A 23,099-nucleotide genomic window follows, 5' to 3' on the forward strand; every position below is an offset into this window, starting at 1 on the left:
CTTCACGCTCCCAATATGTCGTCGATGAAAGGCAGGCAGCCGGCGGTCAGCCCGGCGTCGACAGGCAGCACCGTGCCGGTAATGCCTGAGGCGCGCGGCGAGGCGAGGAAAGCGACCGCTTCGGCCACCTCCTGCGCATTGACGATGCGGCCAAGCGGATAGAGCCGCTGCAGCTTGCCCAGGATCGCGGGGTCCTTGGCAAGGCGATGATCCCAGGCGGGCGTATGGATAGAGCCCGGGCAGACGACGTTGGCGCGGATGCCCTGGCGACCGTGCTCGACAGCAATGGCGCGCGACAGGGCATTGATGCCGGCCTTGGCAGCCGCATAGGCCGGATTGCCGAAGTGCGACAGCGCGTTGACCGAGGAGATGAAGACGAAGGTACCCGAGGCGCGCTTGACCATCGGCTTGAGCAATGCGTTGGTGAGGCTGGCGACGCCGGTCAGGTTGAGGTCGATCTCGGTTTCGATCCGCTCCTGGGTCAGCGCCGGCATGGTTTCGGCGCGCGTCCAGCCGGCATTGTTGATGACGATGTCGGGCACGCCGTCAGCTTCGACCAGCTTGCGCGAGGCGGCTTCCAGTCTGGCGCGATCGGTCAGGTCGAAGCTGTGGCGGCCGGCGAGATCGAGCCCGTCCATCGCTTCGATCGACTGGTCGCAGCCGATGACGCGGGCGCCACGCGCGGCAAAAATAGTTACCAGCACCCGGCCGAGGCCGCCGCCGGCTCCGGTGATCAGGACGGACTTTTGCCGAAACTCGTCGTCTAGGTTCAATTCTGTGCTCCCACAGCGATCTTGGCCGCTTTCTGCCTTCAGGACTATGGCTGAAAATGTAATTAAGCAACAAAGAAAATCGCTTGATATGCCGAAAATCGCCGATAATGTAAGAAAGTCACTTAATCAAACAGGCGCGTGAAGCGCTGGAGGAGCGGGCCTGCGCCCGCGGGAGCAAGGGAACACCGACATGGCGATTTCAAAGTGGAAGAGCGGCCTGCTGGCCGGGTTGAGCGTGCTGGCCTTGGCAGCCCAGGCGAATGCCGGCGAGGTCCGGGTGACGGTCGCCGAATACAGCTCGAAGACCGGCCCCTATTTCCAGGAAGTGGAAAAGGCGTTCGAGGCGGCCAATCCCGGCATCGACGTCAAGTTCGAGGTCGTGCCGTGGGATGTGCTGCTGCAGAAGCTGACCACCGACATCACCGCCGGCACCAATGCGGACCTGTCGATCATCGGTACGCGCTGGCTGATCGACTTCGTCCAGCAGGACGTCGCTGAGCCGCTCGACAGCTACATCACGCCCGACTTCAAGGGCCGTTTCATCGATACCTTCCTGTCGCCCTCGATCATGGACGGCAAGACCTACGGCCTGCCGATCGCCGCTTCGGCGCGCGCCATGTATTACAACAAGGAACTGCTCGAAAAGGCCGGTGTCGCCAACCCGCCGGCGACCTGGGCCGAGCTCAAGGACGCTGCCGCCAAGATCAAGGCGCTGGGCGGCGAGAACTATGGCTACGGCTTGCAGGGCAAGGAAATCGAGACCGACGTCTATTACTATTACGCGATGTGGTCGCAAGGCTCGGAGATCCTCGACAAGGATGGCAGCTCGGGCCTCGACAGCGCCGGCGCCATCGAGGCGGCCAGGCTCTACAAGTCGCTTATCGACGAGGGGCTGACCCAACCCGGCGTCACCTCCTATGCGCGCGAGGACGTGCAGAACCTATTCAAGCAGGGCAAGGTCGGCATGATGATCACAGCCCCCTTCCTGTCCAACCAGATCAAGGAAGAAGCACCGAACCTGAAATATGGCGTCGCTGCCATCCCGGCTGGTCCCAGCGGTGCACGCGGCACCTATGGGGTCACCGATTCCATCGTCATGTTCAAGAACTCGAAGAACAAGGACGAGGCCTGGAAGCTGCTCGACTTCCTGTTCCAGACCGACTGGCGCGCCAAGTTCACCCAGGGCGAGGGCTTCCTGCCGGTGAACAAGGAAGAGGCCAAGATGGACTACTACGTCAACAACGCCGACCTCGCCGCCTTCACGGCACTCCTGCCCGACGCCCGCTTCGCGCCGGTCATTCCGGGCTGGGAAGAAATCGCCCAGATCACCTCTGATGCGATGCAGAAGGTCTATCTTGGCGAGGGCGATCCGGAAGCCCTTCTCAAGGAAGCAGCTGTTAAGGCCGACGGCATCCTGAAGAAGTAGTCTCTTCGCCCTTCCGCCGGTGGCGCACTGGGTGCGCCGCCGGTTCCCTTTCCCGTGCTCCGGCCAAGGCTCTCATGCACAATCGCGCCCTGCCATATCTGCTGACGCTGCCGAGCCTGATCCTGGCCGCGGTGGTGATCTTCTGGCCCGTCGTCGACCTGATCCAGATCGCCACCCATGAGGTCAGCCGCTTCGGCCAGCTGCGCGACTTCAACGGCGTGGCCAATTTCTCGGCGCTGGTCGCCGATCCCGATTTCATCAAGGCGCTGCTGCGGACCGGGGTGTGGACGGCCGCCGTGGTTGGCGGCGCGCTCCTGGTCTCGATCCCCGTGGCGGTCATCCTCAACACTGACTTCTACGGCCGCTCGGTGGCGCGGGTCATCGTCATGCTGCCCTGGGCGGTGTCACTGACGATGACGGCCATCGTCTGGCGCTGGGCGCTGAATGGCGAAAGCGGCATGCTGAACTCTGCCCTGCGCGGGCTCGGCCTCGCCGACCAGAACATCCAGTGGTTGGCTAGTGCTGCGACCGCATTCCCGATGCAGATCATGATCGGCATCCTGGTGACGGTGCCGTTTACCACCACCATCTTTCTGGGTGGGCTGTCGTCGATCCCCGACGACCTCTACGAAGCCGCCGCCCTCGAAGGTGCGGGGCCGGTGCAGCAGTTCAAGCGGATCACTTTTCCGCTGCTCAAACCCTTCGTCAACATCGCCATCGTGCTCAACACGATCTATGTCTTCAATTCGTTCCCGATCATCTGGGTGATGACGCAAGGCGGGCCGGCCAATTCGACCGACATCCTCGTCACCCATCTCTACAAGCTGGCTTTCCGTGTCGGCAAACTCGGCGAGGCCTCGGCCGTCTCGCTGGTGATGCTGGCGATCCTGCTCGTCTTCACCGCCATCTACATCAGGCTCGCCATGCGGGGAGAACGGGCATGATCTCGCCGAAGCTCAAGCGCACCTTCATCGCCTGGGCGCTGCTCGCGCCGCTGGTCGTGGTCACGCTGTTTCCGTTCGCGGTGATGTTCCTGACCGCCGTCAAGCCGGCCCAGGAAGTGCTGACGCCAAGCTGGTGGCCGAGCGAATTCCGCTGGCGCAATTTCTACGACATGTGGGTCGCGGCCGGTTTCGGCCAGGCGCTGGTCAACTCGTTGCGCGTGTCGCTGATCGCCACCATCGGCGCCATCCTCGTCTCTATTCCCGCCGCCTATGCCATGTCGCGTTTCCGCTTTGCCGGGCATGGCGCCTTCCGGCATTTCCTGCTTGTGTCGCAGATGATCTCGCCGATCGTGCTGGTGCTCGGCCTGTTCCGGCTGCTCGCTTCCTTCGGTCTTGTCGAAAGCCTGAATGCCGTCGGCGGCGTCTACATGGCCTTCAACATCGCCTTCACCGTGTGGATGCTGCAGAGCTATTTCGACACCATCCCGCGCGATCTCGAGGAAGCCTCGTGGATGGAAGGTGGCAGCCGCTGGCTGACCCTGCGCAAGGTGTTTTTGCCGCTCTGCGTGCCGGCAATCGCCGTCACCGCCATCTTCACCTTCATCAATGCGTGGAACGAGTTCGTCGTCGCACTGACCATGCTGCGCAGCCAGGAAAGCTACACGCTGCCGATCCAGGTGTTTTCGCTCGTCGCCGGCCGCTATACCGTCGAATGGCACTACGTCATGGCTGCAACGCTCGTCGCCACCGTGCCGGTCGCCATCCTGTTCGTCTGGCTGCAGCGCTACCTGGTCCGCGGGCTGGCCCTCGGCGCCGTCAAGTAACCCTTACCTCCCGACAACAAAGAAACGAACCCAAGATGCGCATCTTCACCGCCTCGCTGGCGACAGAAACCAATACCTTCTCGCCGGTGCCGACAGACCGTGCATCGTTCGAGATGGCGTTCTATGCCGGGCCGGGCCAGCATCCGGAGACGCCGACCTTGTGCTCGTCGCCGATCGTGGCGCTGCGCCGTCGCGCCGAGGCCGATCGCCTGACCGTCATCGAGGGCACGGCGACCTGGGCCGAGCCGGGCGGACTGGTGCAGCGCCAGACCTTCGAGGCGCTGCGCGACGAGATCCTCGACCAGCTCCGGGCTGCCATGCCTGTCGATGCCGTCATCCTCGGCCTGCACGGCGCCATGGTGGCGCAGGGTTATGACGACTGCGAAGGCGACCTGCTCGCCCGGGTCCGTGACATCGTCGGGCCCGACGTCGTTGTCGCTTCCGAGTTCGATCCGCACAGCCATCTGACGCCGAAACGCGTCGCCGCCTGCAACGTGCTCGCGGCCTTCCTCGAGTTCCCGCATACCGATTTCTATGAGCGCGGCGAACATGTCGTCGAGCTTGGACTGGCCGCTGCGCGCGGCGAGATCAAGCCAGTCATCTCGACCTTCGACTGCCGCATGATCACGGTGTTGCCGACCAGCCGCGAGCCGATGCGCTCCTTCGTCGACCGCATCAAGGCGCTGCACGGCAAGGACGGCATCCTGTCGGTGTCGGTGATCCATGGTTTCATGGGCTCCGACGTGCCGGAGATGGGTTCGCGCATCGTGGTCGTCACCGACAATGACAAGGCCAAGGGCGATGCGCTGGCCGAAAAGCTCGGCCGCGAACTCTATGCCATGCGCGAAAAGACGGCGATGGAGATGCTCGACACTGACGCCGGCATCGACCGGGCGCTGGCCGCGCGCAAGGCCAACCCGACCAAGCCGGCAGTCATCGCCGATGTCTGGGACAATCCGGGCGGCGGCGTTGCCGGCGACGGCACCTTCGTTCTGCGCCGGATGCTGGAGCGTGGCCTCGACAAGGTTGGTGTCGCCACCATCTGGGATCCGATCGCGGTGACCTTCTGCCATGCCGCCGGAGAAGGCGCCATCATCGACCTGCGCTTCGGCGGCAAGGCAGGCCCGCAGGCCGGCGAGCCGATCGACGCCAGGGTTCAGGTGCTGAAGACGGTCGAGGAAGGCTGGCAGAGTTTCGGGCCGAGCCGCGTCACGCTTGGGCTGACGGCTCTCGTGCGGATCGTGGGCACCGAGGTCGACGTCATCCTCAACACCAACCGCACCCAGACTTTCGAACCCGATATCTTCACCAATCTTGGCGTCGATCTGGCTGACAAGGACATATTGCTGGTCAAGTCGACCAACCATTTCTACGCCGGCTTCGTGCCGGTTGCGGCCGAGATCATTTATGTCGACGCGCCAAGCTCCTATCCGAGCAATCCGCGCGTCACAAATTACACCAAGCTTGTCCGTCCGATCTGGCCCAGGGTCAGCGATCCCTGGGCTGTGTGAGGCGGCGGGGCGCTTAGCCCCGCCTGTCGTTTCGTCAGGTCGCTGGACGGAACGGCTTGGCCAGCGAGGCCGGGAAGTGCAGCGCCAGCATCTGGCGGTTCTGCGAGATGATGACCAGCACCACGATCGTTGCGAGATAAGGCATGGCGGAGAGCAGTTCCGAGGGCACCGCGATACCAAGCGCCTGGCCCTGCAGCTGCAGAATGGTCATGCCGCCGAACAGCCAGGCGCCGAGCAGCACGCGCAGTGGTCGCCATGTCGCGAAGACAACCAGCGCCAGCGAGATCCAGCCCTTGCCGGCGGTCATGTTCTCGACCCAGAGTGGGGTGTAGGCAACCGACAGATAGGCGCCGGCAAGTCCGGCCATCAGCCCGCCGAACAGCACGGCGAGATAGCGGATCCTGATCACCGGATAGCCGATGGCATGCGCCGTCTCGGGTGACTCGCCGATGGTGCGCAGCACCAGCCCGCCCTTGGTGCGGTACAGGAACCAGCTGATGACGAAGAACATGATGATGGCGAAATAGACCATCGGGTCGAAGCGGAACAGCATCGGCCCGATCACCGGAATGTCGGAGAGATAGGGGATGTAGATCTTCTTCAGTGCGTCGATCGGCGCCGAGCCGAAATTGCGGCCGAGAAATGCCGACACGCCCGAGCCGAAGATGGCGAGCGCCAGGCCGGCGGCATACTGGTTGGTCAGGAAGGTCAGCGCCAGCACGCCGAACAGCAGCGATGCGGCGGCACCCGCAAGCGCGCCGGCCAGGATGGCGACCGGCATCGGCAGCCCGGCGACGATGGCCCAGAAGGCGAAGGCGGCACCCATCAGCATCATGCCTTCGATGCCGAGGTTGAGGACGCCCGATTTCTCGACGACGAGTTCGCCGAGCGCTGCAAAGATCAATGGTGTTGCGGCAATGATGGTGCCGGTGAAGATGGCAATGAACAAGTCCATCAGGCATGCTCCGGAATGCGGCGAAGCCGGTAGAAGATGAAGAAGTCAGCGGCAAGCAAGAAGAACAGCAATATGCCCTGGAAGATGCGGGTGAGCGCAGCCGACAGGCCGAGGTTCATTTGCACTGCTTCGCCGCCGAGGAACAAGAGCGACATCAGCAATCCGCCCAGCACGATGCCAAAAGCGTTAAGACGGCCGATGAAGGCGACGATGATCGCCGCGAAACCATAGCCGGGCGAGATTTGCGGCGACAGCTGTCCGAGCGGGCCGGAGACCTCGGCCATGCCGGCGATGCCAGCGGCAGCGCCACCGGCAAGCAAACCGGTCCACACGGCAGCGGATTCGCGGAAGCCGGCGTAGCGTGCTGCCAGAGGGGCTGCGCCCGAGACCGACATCTTGTAGCCAAGGAAGCTGCGGTCAGTGAACAGCCACATCAGGAACACGGCGACCACGGTGATGAACACCGAGGCGTTGAGCCGGTAGGCATAGTCGAAAGGCTCGAACATCGCCGCCGCCGACAGCAGGGCCGTCTGCGGATAGTTGAAGCCGGCCGGGTCGCGCCAGGGGCCGTGCACCAGCCACGACAACAAGAGCGTCGCGATATAGGTCAGCATCAGCGTGACCAGGATTTCGTTGGTGTTCATCCGCGCCCTGAGGAAGGCAGGGATGGCGGCCCAGGCCATGCCGGCGATGGCGCCGGCGAAGAACATCAGCGGCAGCAGCAGCCAGCTGTCGGGATTGGGGTAGAACAAGCCCACGCCGCAGGCTGCGAGGGCGCCGATGATCAACTGGCCCTCGGCGCCGATGTTCCAGACATTGGCGCGGAAGCCGACGGCAAGGCCGCAGGCGATGAGGATGAGCGGCGACGCCTTGAGCAGCCACTCGGACAGCCCGTTCAGCGAATTGAGCGGGGTGATGAAGAAGGCTTGCAATGTCGCCAGCGGGTCGTAGCCGAGCACGGCAAACAAAAGCGAGCCGACGAGAAGGGTGAGCACGGTCGCGATGACCGGCGCCGCCACCCGCATCCTGGCGGATGGTTCCGGTCTTTGTTCAATCCTGAATCGCAACTTCGCCTCTCCCATTGGTGCCGTTGCCGCGGTCGACCCTTGTCATCAGCAGGCCGATTTCCTCGCGGTTGGTTTTTGTCCTGATCAGTGGCGGCGAGACCTGGCCCTGGCAGATGACAAGCAGCCGGTCGCAGATCTCGAACAGTTCGTCGAGCTCCTCCGAAATCACCAGCACGGCCGCGCCCGACCGGCTCAGATCGACAAGCGTCTGGCGGATGAAGGCGGCGGCGCCGACGTCGACACCCCAGGTCGGCTGCGCCACCAGGAACAGCTTCGGTTCGAGCGCGATCTCGCGGCCGACGATGAATTTCTGCAGGTTGCCGCCCGACAGGCTCTGGGCGCTCGACTGCGGGCCGTTGGCCTTGACCTTGAAACGCTCGATGATCTTGGCGGCGAAGCTGTTTGCCTGCTTGCGGTCGACGAGACCGTTGCGCACCAGGCCGGAGCGGTGGGCCGTCAGCACGGCGTTCTGCCACAGCGCGTGCGGCGGCACCGCGCCGCGGCCAAGCCGCTCTTCCGGCACGAAGGCCATGCCGAGTTTGCGCCTTTCGCTGGCGTTGAGATGGGCCGCAGCCTTGCCGCCGATCTGGATCGACAGCGCATTGGCATGTGTCCGTTCGCCGCTGAGCAGCGAGATCAGCTCGGCCTGGCCGTTGCCGGAGACGCCGGCAAGCCCGACGATCTCGCCACCGCGTACCTCGAAGGAGACGTTCTTGAGTTCGACGCCGTATTTGTCGCGGGCAGGGGCGGTGAGCCCGCGCACCTCGAGCACCGGTTTGTCGCTCGGCACCGAGGGTGAGACGTGCATTTCGGGCAGCTCGGCGCCGACCATCAGCCGCGCAAGTTGCGCCGAGGTGCTTTCCTTGGGTCTTGCGGTGCCGGTGACCTTGCCGTTGCGCAGCACTGTCGCGGTGTCGCAGAGCTCCTGCACTTCATCGAGCTTGTGGCTGATGTAGACGATCGAACAGCCTTCGGCGGCGAGCTGGCGCAGCGTCTCGAACAGCTTGACGACGGCCTGCGGCGTCAGCACCGAGGTCGGCTCGTCGAGGATCAAAAGCTTCGGCGCCTGCAGCAGGCAGCGCACGATCTCGACGCGCTGGCGCTCGCCGACGGACAGGTCGTGGACGCGGCGATAGGGGTCGATCGGCATGCCGTAGCGGTTCGACAGTTCAGTGATCTGGCGCGCCAGCGTGTCGAGGTCGAAGCTGCTCGACACCGCAAGTGCGATGTTCTCGACCACGGTGACCGATTCAAACAGCGCGAAATGCTGGTAGACCATTTCGATGCCGAGCGCGCGCGAGGTCGCCGGGGTGTGCGCGGCAATGGGCTTGCCGTCGCAGAAGATCTCGCCGGAATCCGCCTGGGCGGCGCCGTAGATGATCTTCATCAGGGTCGATTTGCCGGCGCCGTTTTCGCCGAGCACGGCGTGGATTTCGCCTGGCATGATCGACATCGAGATGTCGTCATTGGCGATGATGCCGGGATAACTTTTGGTGATGTTGCGCAATTCGAGGCGTGGGGGCATAGCCGGGTCCTGCCGTGAGGGTTGGACGGTGCGCAGCCATAGACCAACCGGGGCGGTGCATGACCCCGAAAATCGGAACCGATTTTCGGGAAGGATCGTGCACCCATTTTAAGCGCTACAGCGTCCTTTGCGTGTCCAACTGGACACCAGGCGCTGTAGCGCCCCGGTGGAATTGCTAGCGGTTGCGAGGGAGGATCAGGCGAGCTTGCCGATCATTCCCTTGACGAACCAGTTCATGCCGCGGATGTCGGCATCGGCCAGCACGCTGCCGGCCGCGACCTTGACGTTGCCGTCCTGGTCCTTGAGTTCGCCGGCATAGGGGTGGATCTTGCCGGAGCCGATGTCCGCCTCGAGTTGCTTGAGCTTGGTGATCACGTCGGCCGGGATCGCCTCATTGTAAGGCGCCATCTTGACGACGCCACCGGCCAGGCCGTCCCAGCGCGCCTCGGGCTTCCAGGTGCCCGCGGCAACGCCCTTGGCGGCGCCGACATAGTCGCTCGACCAGTCGAGGGTGAAGGCGGTGAGCTGCTTGCCCGAGCCGAACTTGGCCATGTCGCTGGCGTAACCAATCGACCATGCGCCGCCTTCGCCGGCAACCTGCACGCCGGTGGCGGTATCGGTCATCGAGCAGATGACGTCGCAGCCCTGCGACAAAAGCGTGTTGGCGGCTTCCTTTTCCTTGCCCGGATCGAACCAGGAATTGAGGAAGATGGCGTTGCAGGTGGCCTCGGGATTGACGCTCTGGGCGCCGAGCAGAAGCGCGTTGGCCGGGCCGACGATGTCGGGGATCGGAAAGCCGCCGATGAAGCCGATCTTGCCATTCTTGCTCATATGCGCGCCGGCGGCACCGGCAACGAAAGTGCCTTCGTAATACTTGGCCTCGAAGGTGCCGAGATTGGCGAGGTGGACGATACCGGAGCAATGCTCGAAGGCGACCTTCGGGAAGCGCGGCGCCACCTTCTGCATCGGCGTGCCATGCGAGAAGGAGGTGCCGAAGATCAGTTGGTTGCCGGAAGCGGCGAGCTCGCGGAAGACGCGTTCGGCGTCCTGCGGCATGAAGATGTTGTCGATGACGGTGAGCGCCACCTTGTCGCCGAACTCGGCCTTGATGGCATCGACGCCAAGGCTGTGCTGCTTGGTCCAGCCGATGTCGGCGATCGGCGAGACGTAGACGACGCCGATCTTGAGCGGCTCCTGGGCGCTGGCGATGCCGGCAAGGCCGCTGGTGCCGAGTGCCGCGCCCGCGGCACCGGAATATTGCAGAAATTGCCGTCTGGTCAGATTGAACATGGTGGTAACCCTCTGTTGGTTGGATGCGCCCGGCTTTGTGCCGGGTCTATTTTACGACGTGGACATGGGTGTGCGTCCGTGCCCCGCCATTCTCTCCTGCCTTCTTCCTTGGTGCCGGTTTCGGCGGCTCGCCTGCCTTGCCGTCGAGATAGGGTTCGAGCGCTTCGCGTGGCGTCAGCTCGGGAAAGACCTGGCGGTCCATGATGTAACCGCGCACGACGGAGCGGTGGTGCGCGTCGATCAGCTCCATTGCCGGCTTGAGCCGGCCCTTTTCGAGAAGTTCGATGAGCTTGGCGTGGTCGTCGAGCAGGTTGCAATAGTCGAAGTCGGCGGTGATCAGCGAACGCAGCAAGGTGGTGCGGCGGACCAGCTGGGCGTGAATTTCCTGCATCACCTTGTTGCGGCTTAGGCGCACGAAGACGGTGTGGAACTCCTGGCCGAGCACGTCGGCGAGTGCGTCGTTGCCTGAAGCCACGGCCTTGCGCTGGCGCTCGACATGCTGGCGCAGTTCGGCCCAGCCGGCAGGCCCGAGACGGTCGCTCAGCTGGGCGGCGACGCCCTGTTCGACAAGGGTCAGCGCGTCATAGATCTCCATCGCGTCCTGCATGCTGGGACGGGCGACGAAGGCGCCGCGGTTGCGCTCGATTTGGGCAAGGCCGTCGTCGGCAAGGCGGATCAGCGACTGGCGGATGACGATGCGGCTGACGTCGAAGACCTCCGACAGCTCGCGCTCGCCAAGCTTGCAGCCGGGCACGAGGCGGTGATCGAGGATCGCCCGCGTCAGTATGTCGGCAATGGCCTGCGAGCGGTTGCTCATGGCGTTCTCCTTCCCGCCAGCGCCTTTGGCTTGCTTGACGGCCAGCCCGGGTTCGCGCCACGCCGGCGGCGTCGCATATCCCAGGTTACGGTTTCCATATCGGTATTCAATCGCTGGCGCCTGTCAACCAAAATTCTCACATCGGCATGCAATTTCTTATTGATTGATATCCAATCCTGTGTTTCCAATGAGGACATAACAGAGCTAGGTTCACGGGGAAGTGCTAGCCAACAGGGAGGGTGCGATGAGCACAGCAGCCCTTTGTAGCGACAGAGTCCTGCTTAACGATTGGCATGTGGTTGCGGACCTCGCCAACCTGTCGGTCGGCGCGCCGTTTCACACCCGTCTGCTGGGCGTCGACATCACCATCCATTGCCGCGGGCGCTACAACAAGGAAGTCGTCCGCGACGACACCGGCGCCCTGGTCACTTCGACCAAGCGCTACGGTTTCCTCTGGGCCTGCCTCGGCAAGCCGGAGCGCGACATTGTTTTTGTGCCGGAGGCCGAGGAAGGCGATCGGTATCTCGTCACCGGTGGCTCGATCGCGGTCAAGGTGTCGGGCTTGAGGATGGTCGAGAACTTTCTCGACATGGGCCATTTCCCCTTCGTTCACACCGGCTGGCTCGGCGACGAGCCACATACGGAGGTCGCGCCCTACAAGGTCGAGCTGACGGCCGCCGACGAGCTGGTCGCGACCGAATGCAAGTTCTACCAGCCGGTGGCTTCGCCGACGGCCAAGGGAGGTTTTGTCGTCGACTACATCTACAAGGTGATCCGGCCCTACACGGTGGCGCTCTACAAAAGCAATCCGGTGCAGAAGGATCGGCTCGACGTCATCACCCTGTTCGTCCAGCCGGTCGATGAGGACAATTGTGTTGCCCATCCCTTCCTTGCCTACCTCAAGGATGGGATCGACGAGGCTGGCATTCGCAGCTTCATGCAACTGATCTTCGCCCAGGACAAGCCGATCCTGGAGAACCAGGTGCCCAGGCGCCTGCCACTCGACCCTCGCGCTGAAACGCCCATCCGGGCCGATGCCGTCGCCGTGCTGTACCGGCGCTGGCTGCGCGACAAACCGGTCACTTACGGCGCAATACCGGCGCGGATGTGATCCGCACCCTTTGTGAAGGATATGCATATGACCAAGACGCGATGCACGGATCAGGTGATCCTCGACCTCTGGCACCCGCTGGCCGCCCTGTCGGAAGTGGCAGCTGGTGTCGTCGTCGACACGGTGCTGCTCGAGGAGCGTCTCAGCTTTGCCATTGACGGTGAGGGAAATGCGGCTGTCTGGCGCGATCGCGCCGATCTCGCCGAGGGCAGCCCTGTCGATATTGCCGTCATTTCCGGCAAGCTGCCGCTGAAGCTCGCCTATGGCTACATCTGGACCTCGCTCGGCAACCCGCCGGCCGACTTGTTCCCGATTCCGGAGTTTGACGAGGTCGATCGCCGCAAGCTCAACGCCGCCACTTTTGGCGTCAATGTCTCGGCGCCGCGGGCGATCGAGAACTTTCTCGATATGGGCCACTTCCCCTATGTCCACACCGATATCCTCGGCGCCGAACCGCACACGGAAGTGAAGGAATACGATGTCGAGATTTCCGTCGATCGCGACGAAATCCTGGCGACACGCTGCCGCTTCTTCCAGCCGATGGCATCGACGGCCTCGGACGGCGGCGCCGACGTCGACTACATCTACCGCGTGCCGCATCCCTATTGCTCGGTGCTCTACAAGTCGAGCCCGCTCGACGAGAGCCGCCTCGATGTCATCGCCGTCTTCCTGCAGCCTATCGACCAGGAGCATGTCCGCGCCCACATGCTGCTGTGCGTGCTGGACGAAGACAATGAGGACAAGGTCATCAAGCGCTTCCAGCAGACCATCTTCGGGCAGGACAAGCCGATCCTGGAAAACCAGTTCCCGAAGCGCCTGCCGCTCGATCCGCGCGCCGAAACACCAATCCGTGCCGACAAGTCGGCGATCGCCTACCGCCGGTGGCTGAGCCAGAAGGGCGTGACCTACGGGGTCATCCCGGCCGCCACCTGAGCGCCTGAGGGCGCCAACGAAAAGATCTTAGCGAGGACCATATGCTCGACCTAGCCAAATCCAGATGGCATCCCATCGCCGCGGCGCACGACCTTCCGTTGCGTCATGTTTTTCACGGCCAGCTGCTCGGCCGCGAGTTCGCGGTCTGGCGTGCCGATGATGGATACGTCAACATCTGGGAAAACCGCTGCCTGCATCGCGGCGTCCGCCTGTCGATTGGCATCAATGATGGCCGCGAGCTGAAGTGCCAGTACCATGGTTGGCGCTACTCGAACCGCACGGCCGGCTGCACCTACATCCCTGCGCACCCGGCCGACGCACCGGCCCGCACCATCACCAACCGCACCTTTGCCGCCATCGAGCGTTACGGTCTCGTCTGGTCGGCGGAAGAACCGCAGGGCGAAGTGCCGGAGGTGGCAGGGCTCGCCGAGGGTCGGCTGCTGGCGCTGCGCGGCATCCCGGTCAATGCGCCGGCCGACGTGGTCGCCGCCAGGCTGAAAGGCTACCGCTTCCAGCCGAGCGGCAGGATCGACGGCTCCGCCGCCAAGGTCGCGGTCGAAGCTGCAAGCACCTTTTCGGTGGTGCTGCGTTCAAGCGAGGCTGATGCCACCACGCTGGCCGTGTTTTTCGTCCAGCCGGTCGATTCCAATCGCTCGGTGATCCGTGGCGTGCTCGACGGGCAGGTCGAAGGCGCTGCGCGCCTTGCCGTGCTGCGCCATCACAATGAGCTGCTCTCCAGGCTGCGTCTGGCGGTCGAGGCCGAGGCGGCGCGCGAGCCGGCACCGGCGCCGCTGGAGCCGGTGATCGAGCGTGTCTCGCCCGAACTCGCCGAGATGCCCGAGGAGAGCAAACACGGCCGCAAAGCGACGATCCGTGTCGAGGTCGCCAGGAAGTGGCCGGCCGCCGATGGTATCGCCGGCTTCGAGCTTCGCCCGATCAAGGGCCTGCTGCCGACCTTCCAGCCCGGCGCCCATATCGACGTGCACCTGCCCAATGGGCTGATCCGGCAATATTCGATCACCAACGGCCCGGGCGAAAGCGACAGCTACGTCATCGGCGTCAAGCTGGAGCGCGATTCCAAGGGCGGGTCGACCTGCCTGCACGAGACAGTGCGCGAAGGCGACGTGCTGGCGATTTCCGAGCCGCGCAACAATTTCCCGCTGCGCCGCGACGCGGTGAAGACCATCTTCATCGCCGGCGGTATCGGCATCACGCCGTTGCTCGCCATGGCCCAGGCGCTCAACAACCAGAACCTGGTGCATGAGTTGCACTACTTTGCCCAGAACGAAGCGCAGCTTGCCTTCCCGGAGAAGACCAGCGCGCTCGGCGCCTCGCTCAAGCCGCATCTCGGCCTTTCGCCAGACCAGACCGGCGCCAAGCTGCGCGAGATCCTCAGCGGCTACGGTCCCGACAAGCATGTCTATCTCTGCGGTCCCGGCCCGATGCTGGAGGCGGCGCGTCATATCGCGGCTGAGATGGGCTGGCCCGAAACGGCGGTGCATTTCGAATACTTCAAGAACACCAATGTCATCGACGACAGCACCAGTTTCGAGGTGGCGCTGGCGCGCTCCTGCATGACGCTGACGGTGCCCGCCGGCAAGACGATCCTCGAGGTGATGCGCGACGCCGGCATCGACATGCCGTCTTCCTGCGAGCAGGGCGCCTGCGGCACCTGCCTCGCCACCGTCATCGAAGGCGAGCCCGACCACCAGGACGTCTATCTCAACGATGCCGAGCGCAAGTCCGGCACCAAGATCATGACCTGCGTGTCGCGTGCCAAGTCGGCGCGGCTTGTGCTCGACCTCTAGGAGTTTTTGATGATCACGCTCTACGACTACGAACTGTCGGGCAACTGCTACAAGCTGCGCCTTTTGATGAGCATGCTCGGCGTCGACTGGAAGACGGTGCCGGTCGATTTCTACCCCGGGCGCGAGCACAAGTCGGACTGGTTCCTCAGGATCAATCCGCTCGGCCAGCTGCCTGTCATCGACGACGACGGGCTTATCCTGCGCGACGCCCAGGCGATCCTCGTCTACCTCGCCTCGAAATATGACGCGGCGGGAACCTGGTACCCGCGCGACAATCCCGCCCTGCTCGGCGAGGTCAGCCAGTGGCTGGCCTTTGCCGACGGCATCACCGCCACCGCATCCGCCGCCCGCCTGCACGACGCTCTGTTCTACGACTTCGACGTCGAGGCGGCCCGCACTGGCGCGCACCGGCTGTTCCGCATTCTCGATGAGCATCTGTGGTTCGGCGAGCAGGAGGGGCGCGACTGGATCTGCTCGGCGTCACACCCGACGATCGCCGACATCGCCTGCTTCCCCTACATCATGCTGTCGGAAGAGGGCGGCATTTCAAGACAGGACTATCCGGCGATCCGCCGCTGGTGCGATCGGGTCAAACGCATCAAGGGCTTCACGGTCATGTCCGGCGTGTTCCCCGCAGGGCCTGCCAAGGCGGCCTGAAGTCAGAAGACAACATTCAAGCCGGTGACATGCACGGCTGACAATCCAGATTTGGGAGTGAGAAGAAAATGAAAACCCGCGCCGCCGTCGCCGTTGGAGCCGGAAAGCCGCTCGAGATCATGGAGGTGGACCTCGAGGGGCCGCGCGAGGGCGAGGTGCTGGTCGAGATCAAGGCGACCGGCATCTGCCACACCGACGAATTCACGCTGTCAGGCGCCGATCCCGAAGGCATCTTCCCGGCCATTCTCGGCCATGAGGGTGCCGGCGTCGTCGTCGATGTCGGCAAGGGTGTCACCTCGCTCAAGAAGGGCGACCACGTCATTCCGCTCTACACGCCGGAATGCCGCTCCTGCCCGTCCTGCCTCAGCCGCAAGACCAACCTGTGCACCGCGATCCGCTCGACGCAAGGCCAGGGGCTGATGCCTGACGGCACCTCGCGCTTCTCGATCGGCAAGGACAAGATCTTCCATTATATGGGCTGCTCGACATTCTCGAACTTCACCGTGCTGCCCGAGATCGCACTCGCCAAGGTCAATCCGGACGCCCCCTTCGACAAGATCTGCTACATCGGCTGCGGCGTGACGACAGGCATCGGTGCCGTCATCAACACCGCCAGGGTGGAGATCGGTTCAACGGCGATCGTCTTCGGTCTCGGCGGCATCGGCCTCAACGTGCTGCAGGGTCTTCGCCTTGCCGGTGCCGACATGATCATCGGCGTCGACATCAACAATGAGCGCAAGGCCTGGGGCGAGAAGTTCGGCATGACGCATTTCGTCAATCCGAAGGAGGTCGAGGGCGACATCGTTCCTTATCTGGTCAACATGACCAAGCGTGGTGCCGACCAGATCGGCGGCGCCGACTACACCTTCGACTGCACCGGCAACGTCAAGGTGATGCGCCAGGCACTGGAAGCGTCGCATCGCGGCTGGGGCGAGTCGATCGTCATCGGTGTCGCCGGCGCCGGCCAGGAGATTGCGACGCGTCCGTTCCAGCTGGTCACGGGCCGGACCTGGAAAGGCACCGCCTTTGGCGGCGCACGCGGCCGCACCGACGTGCCGAAGATCGTCGACTGGTACATGGAGGGCAAGATCCAGATCGACCCGATGATCACCCATACGCTGAAGCTCGAAGACATCAACAAGGGTTTCGACCTGATGCATGCAGGCGAAAGCATCCGCAGCGTGGTCGTCTACTAACTCCCAAAGCCGGCCAGGCCCCCATGGCCGGCTCCCCCAAACGCCACGGCTTTTCGCCGGCCCTCAAGCCTCCCAGCTTGGCCCGCGTGTTCCCGAAGCTGGGCGTCGACCGGCGGCGTGTCCGAGGTTTCCACAACCCCTCGGCCGCGCCGCCGGCATCTCTTTGAACGGTTGCAGGTCGCCGCCCCCGAGGTTATGCCGGGGCAGCAATTCTTGACGAGAAGGCAGAGCAGATGAAGACCGTTTCCACGTCGAAGTCGCATGGCGGCATCCAGGGCGTCTATTCCCACGCCTCCGAGGCCTGCGCCTGCGACATGACCTATGCGGTGTTCGTACCGCCGCAAGCCAAGAACGGACCCGTGCCGGTGCTGTGGTATCTCTCGGGCCTGACCTGCACCCACGCCAATGTCATGGACAAGGGCGAATACCGCCGCCTGGCCGCTGAGTTCGGCCTGATCATCGTCTGCCCCGACACCAGTCCGCGCGGCGAAGGCGTGGCCGACGAAAAGGACAACTGGCAGTTCGGTTCGGGCGCCGGCTTCTATGTCGATGCGACGCAGCAGCCCTTTGCCGCGAACTACCGGATGTATTCCTATATCACCGAGGAACTGCCGGCGCTGATCGCCGCAAACTTCCCCGCCGATATGTCGCGCCAGGCGATCTTTGGCCACTCGATGGGCGGGCACGGCGCGCTGACCATCGCACTCAAGAACCCGGAGCGCTTCAAGAGCTGCTCGGCCTTCGCACCCATCGCCCAGCCGTCGACCGCCGGCTGGTCGAAGCCGGCGCTGGAGAAGTATCTCGGTGCTGATGAAGCTGCATGGCGCGCCTATGACACGACGCTTCTGATCGAGGACGGCAAGCGGTTTCCGGAGTTCCTTGTCGACCAGGGCTCGGCCGACAGTTTCCTGCAGGAGGGCCTGCGCCCCTGGCTGCTCGACGAGGCCTGCAAGAAGGCAGGCATCGGGCTCACCCTGCGCATGCAGGATGGCTACGACCATTCCTACAACTTCATCTCGACCTTCATGGACGACCATTTGAGGTGGCACGCCGCCCGTCTGGGCTGAACGCCGAAAGTCGCTCTCACGGCCTGGCCGCCAGCAGCTTGGCGAAGACATGGCGCTTCGCCTTGCCGATGCTGATCTCCAGCGTTTCATATTGTGCCAGATGCGCCGCGATTGCGCTTGCAAGCATGCAGCCGGTGCCGCGCATGGAAACCGCGATGCGCGACGCCTCGAAGCGGATCGGCTCACGGTCGGGCAAGAGCAGCATGTCGGTGGCGCTCGCTCCCGTGGCATGCCCGCCCTTGACGAGAATGGCGGGCGCTCCGGTCTCGAAAAGCTTTGCTGCCTGGCTGACGATGTCGCGTTCGCCGGAGGCGAGCGGCAGGCCGGTCAGCAGCGCCAGTTCCGGCAGGTTGGGTGTGACCAACGTGCAGAGCGGAAACAGCTTGCGCTTGAGCGCGTCGACGGCGCCGCCGTCGAGCAGCTGACGTCCCGAGGTCGAAGCAAGCACCGGATCGAGCACGACAGGCACCGGCAGGCTGCTCGCCAGCACCGAGGCGACGGTGTCGATCGTCGCGGCCGTTCCCAGCATGCCGATCTTGACCGCAGCAATCGGATTGGCGGCAATGGCCGCGCGCATCTGCTCGGCAATCAGCTGAGGCGGCATCCGTTCGATGCGCTCGACGCGGGCATGTGTCTGCACCGTCACCGCGGTGACGGCGACGCTGCAACGCAAACCGAAGGCCGATACCGTCTCGACGTCGCGGACGATGCCGGCGCCGCCGCTCGAATCCGAGCCGGCGATGATCAGCACATGCGGGGTCATCGCCACTGAGCCGTCGCTGCCAGCCATTCGCGCGTCCGCGCTTCGGGATCAGCGTTGAGCGTGATGTCGGTGACGACGGCAGCTACGTCGGCGCCTTGCGCGAAGACGCCTGCTATGCGGTCGACATTGAGTCCGCCGATGGCGACCAGCGGTGTCGCGCCCACGCGCCGTTTCCAGAGGGCGATGCGGTCGAGCCCTTGCGGCGCCCATTTCATCGCCTTGAGGATGGTCGGATAGACGGGACCAAGCGCGACATAATCGGGCGCGGCGGCAAGTGCTGTGTCGAGTTCGGCGTCGTCATGGGTGCTGAGGCCGAGCTTCATGCCGGCGTGGCGGATCGCTTTGACATCCGCTTCTGCGAGATCTTCCTGGCCGAGATGAACGAAGTCGCAGCCCTCGTCGATGGCGAGGCGCCAGTAGTCATTGACGATGAGCTGGCAGCGGTGGCGTTCGCAGACGGCCTTCGCCGCGCGGATTTCGCGGCGCAGGCCGGCTTCGTCCATGTCCTTGATCCGCATTTGCACCAGCTTGACGCCCAACGGCACCAGCCGCTCGATCCACGCTGCGGAATCGACGATCGGGTAAAACGGGTCGAGCTTCATGAAAATGCTGCCATGCCGATAACGGGGGTGGAGGGGACGGCCATGTCGCGTGCTTCGAGCGGGCCGGCGCGGAAGGCCTGGCGTCCTGCTTCAATCGCCTTGCCGAAAGCCGAAGCCATGGCGACGGGGTCGCCTGCCTTGGCAACCGCCGTGTTGAGCAGCACGGCGTCGTAGCCGAGCTCCATGACGGTGGCCGCATGCGACGGGCGGCCGATGCCGGCATCGACGATGAGCGGCACATCGGGGAAATGACCGCGCAGGCTGCGCAGGGCGTCGAGGTTCTGCGGCCCGCGCGCGGACCCGATCGGCGCACACCAGGGCATCAGCAGCTTGCAGCCGACATCGAGCAAGCGCCCGGCGACGACCAGATCGTCGGTCGTGTAGGGGAAGACGTCGAAGCCTTCGGCAGCCAGGATCTTGGCCGCCTCGACCAGGCCGAACACGTCGGGCTGTAGCGTGTCGTGGTTGCCGATGACCTCAAGCTTGATCCAATCGGTGCCGAACACCTCGCGGGCCATGCGCGCCGTCGTGACCGCCTCCTTGACCGAATGGCAGCCGGCGGTGTTGGGCAACACCCGGACGCCGAGCGACTGGACCAGCGACCAGAATTTTCCACCTGTCTTGCCGCCGGAAGTCTCGCGGCGCAGCGAGACAGTGACGATATCGGCGCCCGACGCTTTGATTGCTTCCGCCATGATCGCAGGCGAGGGGTAAAGTGCGGTGCCGAGGAGCAGGCGGGACGAAACCTGTTGTCCGTAGAGTTCGAGCACGGGTCAGCCTCCCTTCATCGGCGCAAGAATCTCAATGCGGTCGCCGTCGGCCAGGGCGCAGTCGTCGCGCTCCCGTGCCGGAACCACCTCGCCGTTCAGCGCGGTGGCCAGCCAACTGCCCTCGTAGTCGAGCTCAGTCAGCAGCGCCGCCAGCGTGCCGGCCGCGACCTCGTGGCTTTCGCCGTTAACGGTGAGCTTCATGGGCGAGCTCCTTTTTCGTCTTGTGGCCCAGGATCATGTCGGTGGCCTGCCGCGCCATCTCAGGCGCGAGCAGGAAGCCGTGGCGGTAGAGGCCGTTGATGCGGATCGTGTTGCCGTCGCGCTCGACACGCGGCAAATTGTCGGCAAAGGCTGGCCGCACACCGACACCCGTCTCGATGAGTTCAGCTTCGCCGAAAGCCGGATGCAGCGCATAGGCGGCGTTGAGCAGTTCCATCACTGAACGCGCGGTGGTCGGCCCGGTCACGTCGCTTTCGAGCATCGTCGCGCCGACCATGAACAGGTTGCCGGAGCGCGGCACGACATAGACGGGCACGCGCGGATGCAAGAGCCGTACCGGGCGCGCCAGCGAAATGTCAGACGTCCTGAGGATCAGCATCTCACCGCGCACGCCGCGCAGGCCCGGGCTCGGGTCTGCCAGGCCTGTGCAGTCGGCCTCGATGTCAGGCTCGCCGGGTGCCAGCACGGCGCCGTAGCCGAACTCGAAGCGCACGCCCAATTGCACCAGCTTTTGCTGCAGCCCGAGCATCGCCTTGCGCGGATCGACATGCGCCTCCTCGGTGAAGAACAGTGCGCGTCCGAAACGTCCTTCGAGGTCAGGCTCGAGTGCTGCGATCGTATCGGCGTCAACCTCGCGAAAGCCGGACGTTCGGCGGCCGAAGCGGTCGAGTTCACCCGCGTCCCGGGCTGGCGCCACGACCAGCGTACCGTTGCGCATGACATGCCCGGGCAGGGCGGCGGACCACCAGTCGGCGGCATCCCGTCCGAGCGAAAGCACCATCTCTTCGGCGCTCTCGCGTTCGCACCAGGGCGCCAGCATGCCGCCGGCCTGCCATGAGGCATTGCCGGCGATCTGCTTGCGCTCCTCGACAACGGTCACGCTTGCGCCGCGCGTGGCCAGCTCATGTGCGAGCGTCAGCCCGGCGACGCCCGCACCGCGGATCCGCACCTTCATGGCTGGCCTGCCGTCTCCGCGGGTTCGGCGCTTTCCACCGGCATGTAGAGGTCGCCGCCGTCGCGGTACTTTGCCGCCATCGCTGCCAGCCCTTCCTTCTGCGCCTCGGCGCGGATGTCGTGGGAGATCCGCATCGAGCAGAATTTGGGGCCGCACATGGAGCAGAAATGCGCCACCTTGTGCGCCTCCTTGGGCAAGGTCTGGTCGTGGTAGGAACGCGCCGTCTCCGGGTCGAGCGACAGGTTGAACTGGTCTTCCCAGCGGAACTCGAAGCGCGCCCGCGACAGCGCGTCGTCCCTGACCTTGGCGGCCGGATGGCCCTTGGCGAGGTCGGCGGCGTGTGCTGCGATCTTGTAGGTGATGACGCCGACCTTGACGTCGTCGCGGTCGGGCAGGCCAAGATGCTCCTTGGGCGTGACGTAGCAGAGCATCGCCGTGCCGAACCAGCCGATCATCGCAGCGCCGATGCCCGAGGTGATGTGGTCGTAGCCGGGTGCGATGTCGGTGGTCAAAGGCCCGAGCGTGTAGAAGGGCGCCTCGCCGCAGACTTCCAACTGCTTGTCCATGTTCTCCTTGATCTTGTGCATCGGCACATGGCCGGGGCCCTCGATCATCACCTGGCAGTCCTTGGCCCAGGCGATCTTGGTGAGTTCGCCGAGCGTCTCCAGTTCGGCGAACTGGGCGGCGTCGTTGGCGTCCGCAATCGAGCCGGGACGCAGGCCGTCGCCGAGCGAAAAGGCGACGTCATAGGTTCGGCAGATGTCGCAGATCTCCTCGAAATGCTCGTAGAGGAAGCTCTCCTTGTGGTGATGCAGGCACCATTTGGCCATGATCGAGCCGCCGCGCGAGACGATGCCGGTGACGCGGTCAACTGTCAGGTGGATGTAGGCGAGCCGCACGCCGGCATGGATGGTGAAATAGTCGACGCCCTGCTCGGCCTGCTCGATGAGCGTGTCGCGGAACACCTCCCAGGTCAGGTCCTCGGCGATGCCTCCGACCTTCTCCAGCGCCTGGTAGAGCGGCACCGTGCCGATCGGCACCGGCGCGTTGCGGATGATCCAGTCACGGATGTTGTGGATGTTGCGGCCGGTCGACAAGTCCATCACCGTGTCGCCGCCCCAGCGTGTCGCCCACACCATCTTCTCGACTTCCTCGGCCATCGACGAGGTGACGGCGGAATTGCCGATATTGGCGTTGATCTTGACCAGGAAATTGCGGCCGATGATCATCGGCTCGCTCTCGGGGTGGTTGATGTTGGAGGGGATGATGGCGCGGCCGCGGGCGACCTCGTCGCGGACGAATTCCGGGGTGACGAAATCGGGAATGACGGCGCCGAAGCTCTCGCCGTCGCGTTGAAGCTTGGCCCGGATCTGCTCGCGGCCGAGGTTCTCGCGGATGGCGACGAATTCCATTTCGGGCGTGACGATGCCGGCGCGGGCATAAGCAAGCTGGGTGACGGCGCGGCCGCCGGTGGCGCGCAGCGGGGCGTTGCGAACCGGGAATTCCGGCGTCAGCCTTTCGCCGGAGACGAAGCCATTGTCCTCAGCCTTGACCGCGCGGCCTTCATAACGCTCGACGTCGCCGCGGGCGATGATCCAGTCTTCGCGCAGCCGCGGCAGGCCGCGCTCGATGTCTGTTGTCACCGACGTGTCGGTGTAGGGGCCTGACGAATCATAGACGGTGACCGGCGGCTCGCCGGCGCTCGGATGAACCGAGATCTCGCGCATCGGCACACGGATGTCGGGATGTAGCTTGCCTGGCTTGTAGACCTTCCGCGACGCGGGAAGTTCGCCAACGGTGACTGATGGGGTGTGGGCATTCATGAGTGAGCCTCCTGGTTGGAGACCCAGTCCATGCGATGAGAAGGAGGAGAGGTTTTGCCTGGG

At 64.3% G+C, this 23,099-nt stretch carries 22 protein-coding genes; 10 read left to right on the forward strand and 12 right to left on the reverse strand.

The window, feature by feature from the left end:
• Window positions 1–2 precede the first annotated feature (2 nt).
• A complete protein-coding gene (locus N7E70_RS07715) occupies window positions 3–773 on the reverse strand; it encodes an SDR family oxidoreductase (RefSeq protein WP_263005991.1) in 771 nt (256 codons plus the stop codon).
• A 190-nt stretch (window positions 774–963) separates the two neighbouring features.
• On the opposite strand from N7E70_RS07715, the gene N7E70_RS07720 reads away from it, so the two are divergent.
• The 4 genes from N7E70_RS07720 to N7E70_RS07735 all read left to right on the forward strand — a co-directional run bounded on the left by N7E70_RS07720 (window position 964) and on the right by N7E70_RS07735 (window position 5,478).
• Window positions 964–2,199, forward strand: a complete 1,236-nt coding sequence (locus N7E70_RS07720; RefSeq protein ID WP_263005992.1) for an ABC transporter substrate-binding protein — start codon at window positions 964–966, stop codon at window positions 2,197–2,199.
• Window positions 2,200–2,273: 74 nt separating this feature from the next.
• Window positions 2,274–3,143 (forward strand): carbohydrate ABC transporter permease, encoded by an 870-nt coding sequence (locus tag N7E70_RS07725; protein WP_263005993.1) that lies wholly within the window; start codon window positions 2,274–2,276, stop codon window positions 3,141–3,143.
• Window positions 3,140–3,967 (forward strand): carbohydrate ABC transporter permease, encoded by an 828-nt coding sequence (locus N7E70_RS07730; protein ID WP_067957467.1) that lies wholly within the window; start codon window positions 3,140–3,142, stop codon window positions 3,965–3,967. Before N7E70_RS07725 ends, N7E70_RS07730 begins: the two co-directional genes overlap by 4 nt.
• Before the next feature lie 35 nt (window positions 3,968–4,002).
• A complete protein-coding gene (locus tag N7E70_RS07735; protein WP_263005994.1) occupies window positions 4,003–5,478 on the forward strand; it encodes a M81 family metallopeptidase in 1,476 nt (491 codons plus the stop codon).
• Window positions 5,479–5,512: 34 nt separating this feature from the next.
• On the opposite strand, the gene N7E70_RS07740 is transcribed toward N7E70_RS07735, so the two are convergent.
• The 5 genes from N7E70_RS07740 to N7E70_RS07760 all read right to left on the reverse strand — a co-directional run bounded on the left by N7E70_RS07740 (window position 5,513) and on the right by N7E70_RS07760 (window position 11,132).
• Window positions 5,513–6,433, reverse strand: coding sequence for an ABC transporter permease (locus N7E70_RS07740; protein ID WP_263005995.1), 921 nt, complete (start codon window positions 6,431–6,433; stop codon window positions 5,513–5,515).
• Window positions 6,433–7,500 (reverse strand): ABC transporter permease, encoded by a 1,068-nt coding sequence (locus N7E70_RS07745; protein WP_154385634.1) that lies wholly within the window; start codon window positions 7,498–7,500, stop codon window positions 6,433–6,435. The genes N7E70_RS07740 and N7E70_RS07745 overlap by 1 nt, the downstream gene beginning before the upstream one ends.
• Window positions 7,484–9,025, reverse strand: coding sequence for an ABC transporter ATP-binding protein (locus N7E70_RS07750; RefSeq protein ID WP_154385633.1), 1,542 nt, complete (start codon window positions 9,023–9,025; stop codon window positions 7,484–7,486). The genes N7E70_RS07745 and N7E70_RS07750 overlap by 17 nt, the downstream gene beginning before the upstream one ends.
• 195 nt (window positions 9,026–9,220) lie before the next feature.
• Window positions 9,221–10,315, reverse strand: coding sequence for a BMP family ABC transporter substrate-binding protein (locus tag N7E70_RS07755; protein ID WP_067957480.1), 1,095 nt, complete (start codon window positions 10,313–10,315; stop codon window positions 9,221–9,223).
• A gap of 46 nt (window positions 10,316–10,361) precedes the next feature.
• On the reverse strand, window positions 10,362–11,132 hold the full coding sequence (locus N7E70_RS07760) for a GntR family transcriptional regulator (protein ID WP_067957483.1): 771 nt from the start codon (window positions 11,130–11,132) through the stop codon (window positions 10,362–10,364).
• A gap of 244 nt (window positions 11,133–11,376) precedes the next feature.
• On the opposite strand from N7E70_RS07760, the gene N7E70_RS07765 reads away from it, so the two are divergent.
• From N7E70_RS07765 to fghA, 6 genes are all read left to right on the forward strand, one after another.
• Window positions 11,377–12,243, forward strand: a complete 867-nt coding sequence (locus N7E70_RS07765) for an aromatic ring-hydroxylating oxygenase subunit alpha (protein ID WP_192314222.1) — start codon at window positions 11,377–11,379, stop codon at window positions 12,241–12,243.
• A 27-nt stretch (window positions 12,244–12,270) separates the two neighbouring features.
• Window positions 12,271–13,176, forward strand: coding sequence for an aromatic ring-hydroxylating oxygenase subunit alpha (locus N7E70_RS07770; protein WP_067957489.1), 906 nt, complete (start codon window positions 12,271–12,273; stop codon window positions 13,174–13,176).
• 41 nt (window positions 13,177–13,217) lie between these two features.
• Window positions 13,218–14,984 (forward strand): Rieske 2Fe-2S domain-containing protein, encoded by a 1,767-nt coding sequence (locus N7E70_RS07775; RefSeq protein ID WP_263005996.1) that lies wholly within the window; start codon window positions 13,218–13,220, stop codon window positions 14,982–14,984.
• Between the two features lie 9 nt (window positions 14,985–14,993).
• A complete protein-coding gene (locus N7E70_RS07780; protein ID WP_067957496.1) occupies window positions 14,994–15,641 on the forward strand; it encodes a glutathione S-transferase family protein in 648 nt (215 codons plus the stop codon).
• A 68-nt stretch (window positions 15,642–15,709) separates the two neighbouring features.
• Window positions 15,710–16,837: an S-(hydroxymethyl)glutathione dehydrogenase/class III alcohol dehydrogenase gene (locus N7E70_RS07785; RefSeq protein ID WP_067957500.1), complete on the forward strand. Its 1,128-nt coding sequence runs from the start codon at window positions 15,710–15,712 to the stop codon at window positions 16,835–16,837.
• A 233-nt stretch (window positions 16,838–17,070) separates the two neighbouring features.
• A complete protein-coding gene (gene fghA / locus N7E70_RS07790) occupies window positions 17,071–17,904 on the forward strand; it encodes an S-formylglutathione hydrolase (RefSeq protein WP_263005997.1) in 834 nt (277 codons plus the stop codon).
• 16 nt (window positions 17,905–17,920) lie between these two features.
• Here fghA and N7E70_RS07795 read toward each other — a convergent pair whose 3' ends face one another.
• The 6 genes from N7E70_RS07795 to thiC are packed head-to-tail and all read right to left on the reverse strand — an operon-like array spanning window position 17,921 to window position 23,036.
• The gene (locus N7E70_RS07795; protein WP_263005998.1) at window positions 17,921–18,694 is read right to left on the reverse strand and encodes a hydroxymethylpyrimidine/phosphomethylpyrimidine kinase; all 774 of its coding nucleotides are present in this window, start codon (window positions 18,692–18,694) and stop codon (window positions 17,921–17,923) included.
• On the reverse strand, window positions 18,664–19,269 hold the full coding sequence (locus N7E70_RS07800; protein WP_067957510.1) for a thiamine phosphate synthase: 606 nt from the start codon (window positions 19,267–19,269) through the stop codon (window positions 18,664–18,666). The genes N7E70_RS07795 and N7E70_RS07800 overlap by 31 nt, the downstream gene beginning before the upstream one ends.
• Entirely contained in the window at window positions 19,266–20,039 is a 774-nt protein-coding gene (locus N7E70_RS07805) for a thiazole synthase (protein ID WP_263005999.1), read from the reverse strand. Before N7E70_RS07805 ends, N7E70_RS07800 begins: the two co-directional genes overlap by 4 nt.
• 3 nt (window positions 20,040–20,042) lie before the next feature.
• Window positions 20,043–20,240: a sulfur carrier protein ThiS gene (gene thiS, locus N7E70_RS07810; protein ID WP_192314237.1), complete on the reverse strand. Its 198-nt coding sequence runs from the start codon at window positions 20,238–20,240 to the stop codon at window positions 20,043–20,045.
• On the reverse strand, window positions 20,224–21,213 hold the full coding sequence (gene thiO / locus N7E70_RS07815; protein WP_263006000.1) for a glycine oxidase ThiO: 990 nt from the start codon (window positions 21,211–21,213) through the stop codon (window positions 20,224–20,226). Before thiO ends, thiS begins: the two co-directional genes overlap by 17 nt.
• Window positions 21,210–23,036 (reverse strand): phosphomethylpyrimidine synthase ThiC, encoded by a 1,827-nt coding sequence (gene thiC, locus N7E70_RS07820; protein WP_067957520.1) that lies wholly within the window; start codon window positions 23,034–23,036, stop codon window positions 21,210–21,212. Before thiC ends, thiO begins: the two co-directional genes overlap by 4 nt.
• Between the last annotated feature and the right edge of the window lie 63 nt (window positions 23,037–23,099).

Origin of the sequence: Aminobacter sp. NyZ550 (assembly GCF_025628925.2) — a bacterium.
Classification (GTDB): Bacteria; Pseudomonadota; Alphaproteobacteria; order Rhizobiales; family Rhizobiaceae; genus Aminobacter; species Aminobacter ciceronei.

What these genes read in the sequence shown, in the direction of transcription:
- N7E70_RS07720 (WP_263005992.1), top strand. Translation starts at nt 964, where the DNA reads ATGGCGATTTCAAAGTGGAAGAGCGGCCTGCTGGCCGGGTTGAGCGTG.
- N7E70_RS07725 (WP_263005993.1), top strand. Translation starts at nt 2,274, where the DNA reads ATGCACAATCGCGCCCTGCCATATCTGCTGACGCTGCCGAGCCTGATC.
- N7E70_RS07730 (WP_067957467.1), top strand. Translation starts at nt 3,140, where the DNA reads ATGATCTCGCCGAAGCTCAAGCGCACCTTCATCGCCTGGGCGCTGCTC.
- N7E70_RS07735 (WP_263005994.1), top strand. Translation starts at nt 4,003, where the DNA reads ATGCGCATCTTCACCGCCTCGCTGGCGACAGAAACCAATACCTTCTCG.
- N7E70_RS07740 (WP_263005995.1), bottom strand. Translation starts at nt 6,433, where the DNA reads ATGGACTTGTTCATTGCCATCTTCACCGGCACCATCATTGCCGCAACA.
- N7E70_RS07750 (WP_154385633.1), bottom strand. Translation starts at nt 9,025, where the DNA reads ATGCCCCCACGCCTCGAATTGCGCAACATCACCAAAAGTTATCCCGGC.
- N7E70_RS07755 (WP_067957480.1), bottom strand. Translation starts at nt 10,315, where the DNA reads ATGTTCAATCTGACCAGACGGCAATTTCTGCAATATTCCGGTGCCGCG.
- N7E70_RS07760 (WP_067957483.1), bottom strand. Translation starts at nt 11,132, where the DNA reads ATGAGCAACCGCTCGCAGGCCATTGCCGACATACTGACGCGGGCGATC.
- N7E70_RS07765 (WP_192314222.1), top strand. Translation starts at nt 11,377, where the DNA reads ATGAGCACAGCAGCCCTTTGTAGCGACAGAGTCCTGCTTAACGATTGG.
- N7E70_RS07770 (WP_067957489.1), top strand. Translation starts at nt 12,271, where the DNA reads ATGACCAAGACGCGATGCACGGATCAGGTGATCCTCGACCTCTGGCAC.
- N7E70_RS07775 (WP_263005996.1), top strand. Translation starts at nt 13,218, where the DNA reads ATGCTCGACCTAGCCAAATCCAGATGGCATCCCATCGCCGCGGCGCAC.
- N7E70_RS07780 (WP_067957496.1), top strand. Translation starts at nt 14,994, where the DNA reads ATGATCACGCTCTACGACTACGAACTGTCGGGCAACTGCTACAAGCTG.
- N7E70_RS07785 (WP_067957500.1), top strand. Translation starts at nt 15,710, where the DNA reads ATGAAAACCCGCGCCGCCGTCGCCGTTGGAGCCGGAAAGCCGCTCGAG.
- fghA (WP_263005997.1), top strand. Translation starts at nt 17,071, where the DNA reads ATGAAGACCGTTTCCACGTCGAAGTCGCATGGCGGCATCCAGGGCGTC.
- N7E70_RS07795 (WP_263005998.1), bottom strand. Translation starts at nt 18,694, where the DNA reads ATGGCTGGCAGCGACGGCTCAGTGGCGATGACCCCGCATGTGCTGATC.
- N7E70_RS07800 (WP_067957510.1), bottom strand. Translation starts at nt 19,269, where the DNA reads ATGAAGCTCGACCCGTTTTACCCGATCGTCGATTCCGCAGCGTGGATC.
- thiS (WP_192314237.1), bottom strand. Translation starts at nt 20,240, where the DNA reads ATGAAGCTCACCGTTAACGGCGAAAGCCACGAGGTCGCGGCCGGCACG.
- thiO (WP_263006000.1), bottom strand. Translation starts at nt 21,213, where the DNA reads ATGAAGGTGCGGATCCGCGGTGCGGGCGTCGCCGGGCTGACGCTCGCA.
- thiC (WP_067957520.1), bottom strand. Translation starts at nt 23,036, where the DNA reads ATGAATGCCCACACCCCATCAGTCACCGTTGGCGAACTTCCCGCGTCG.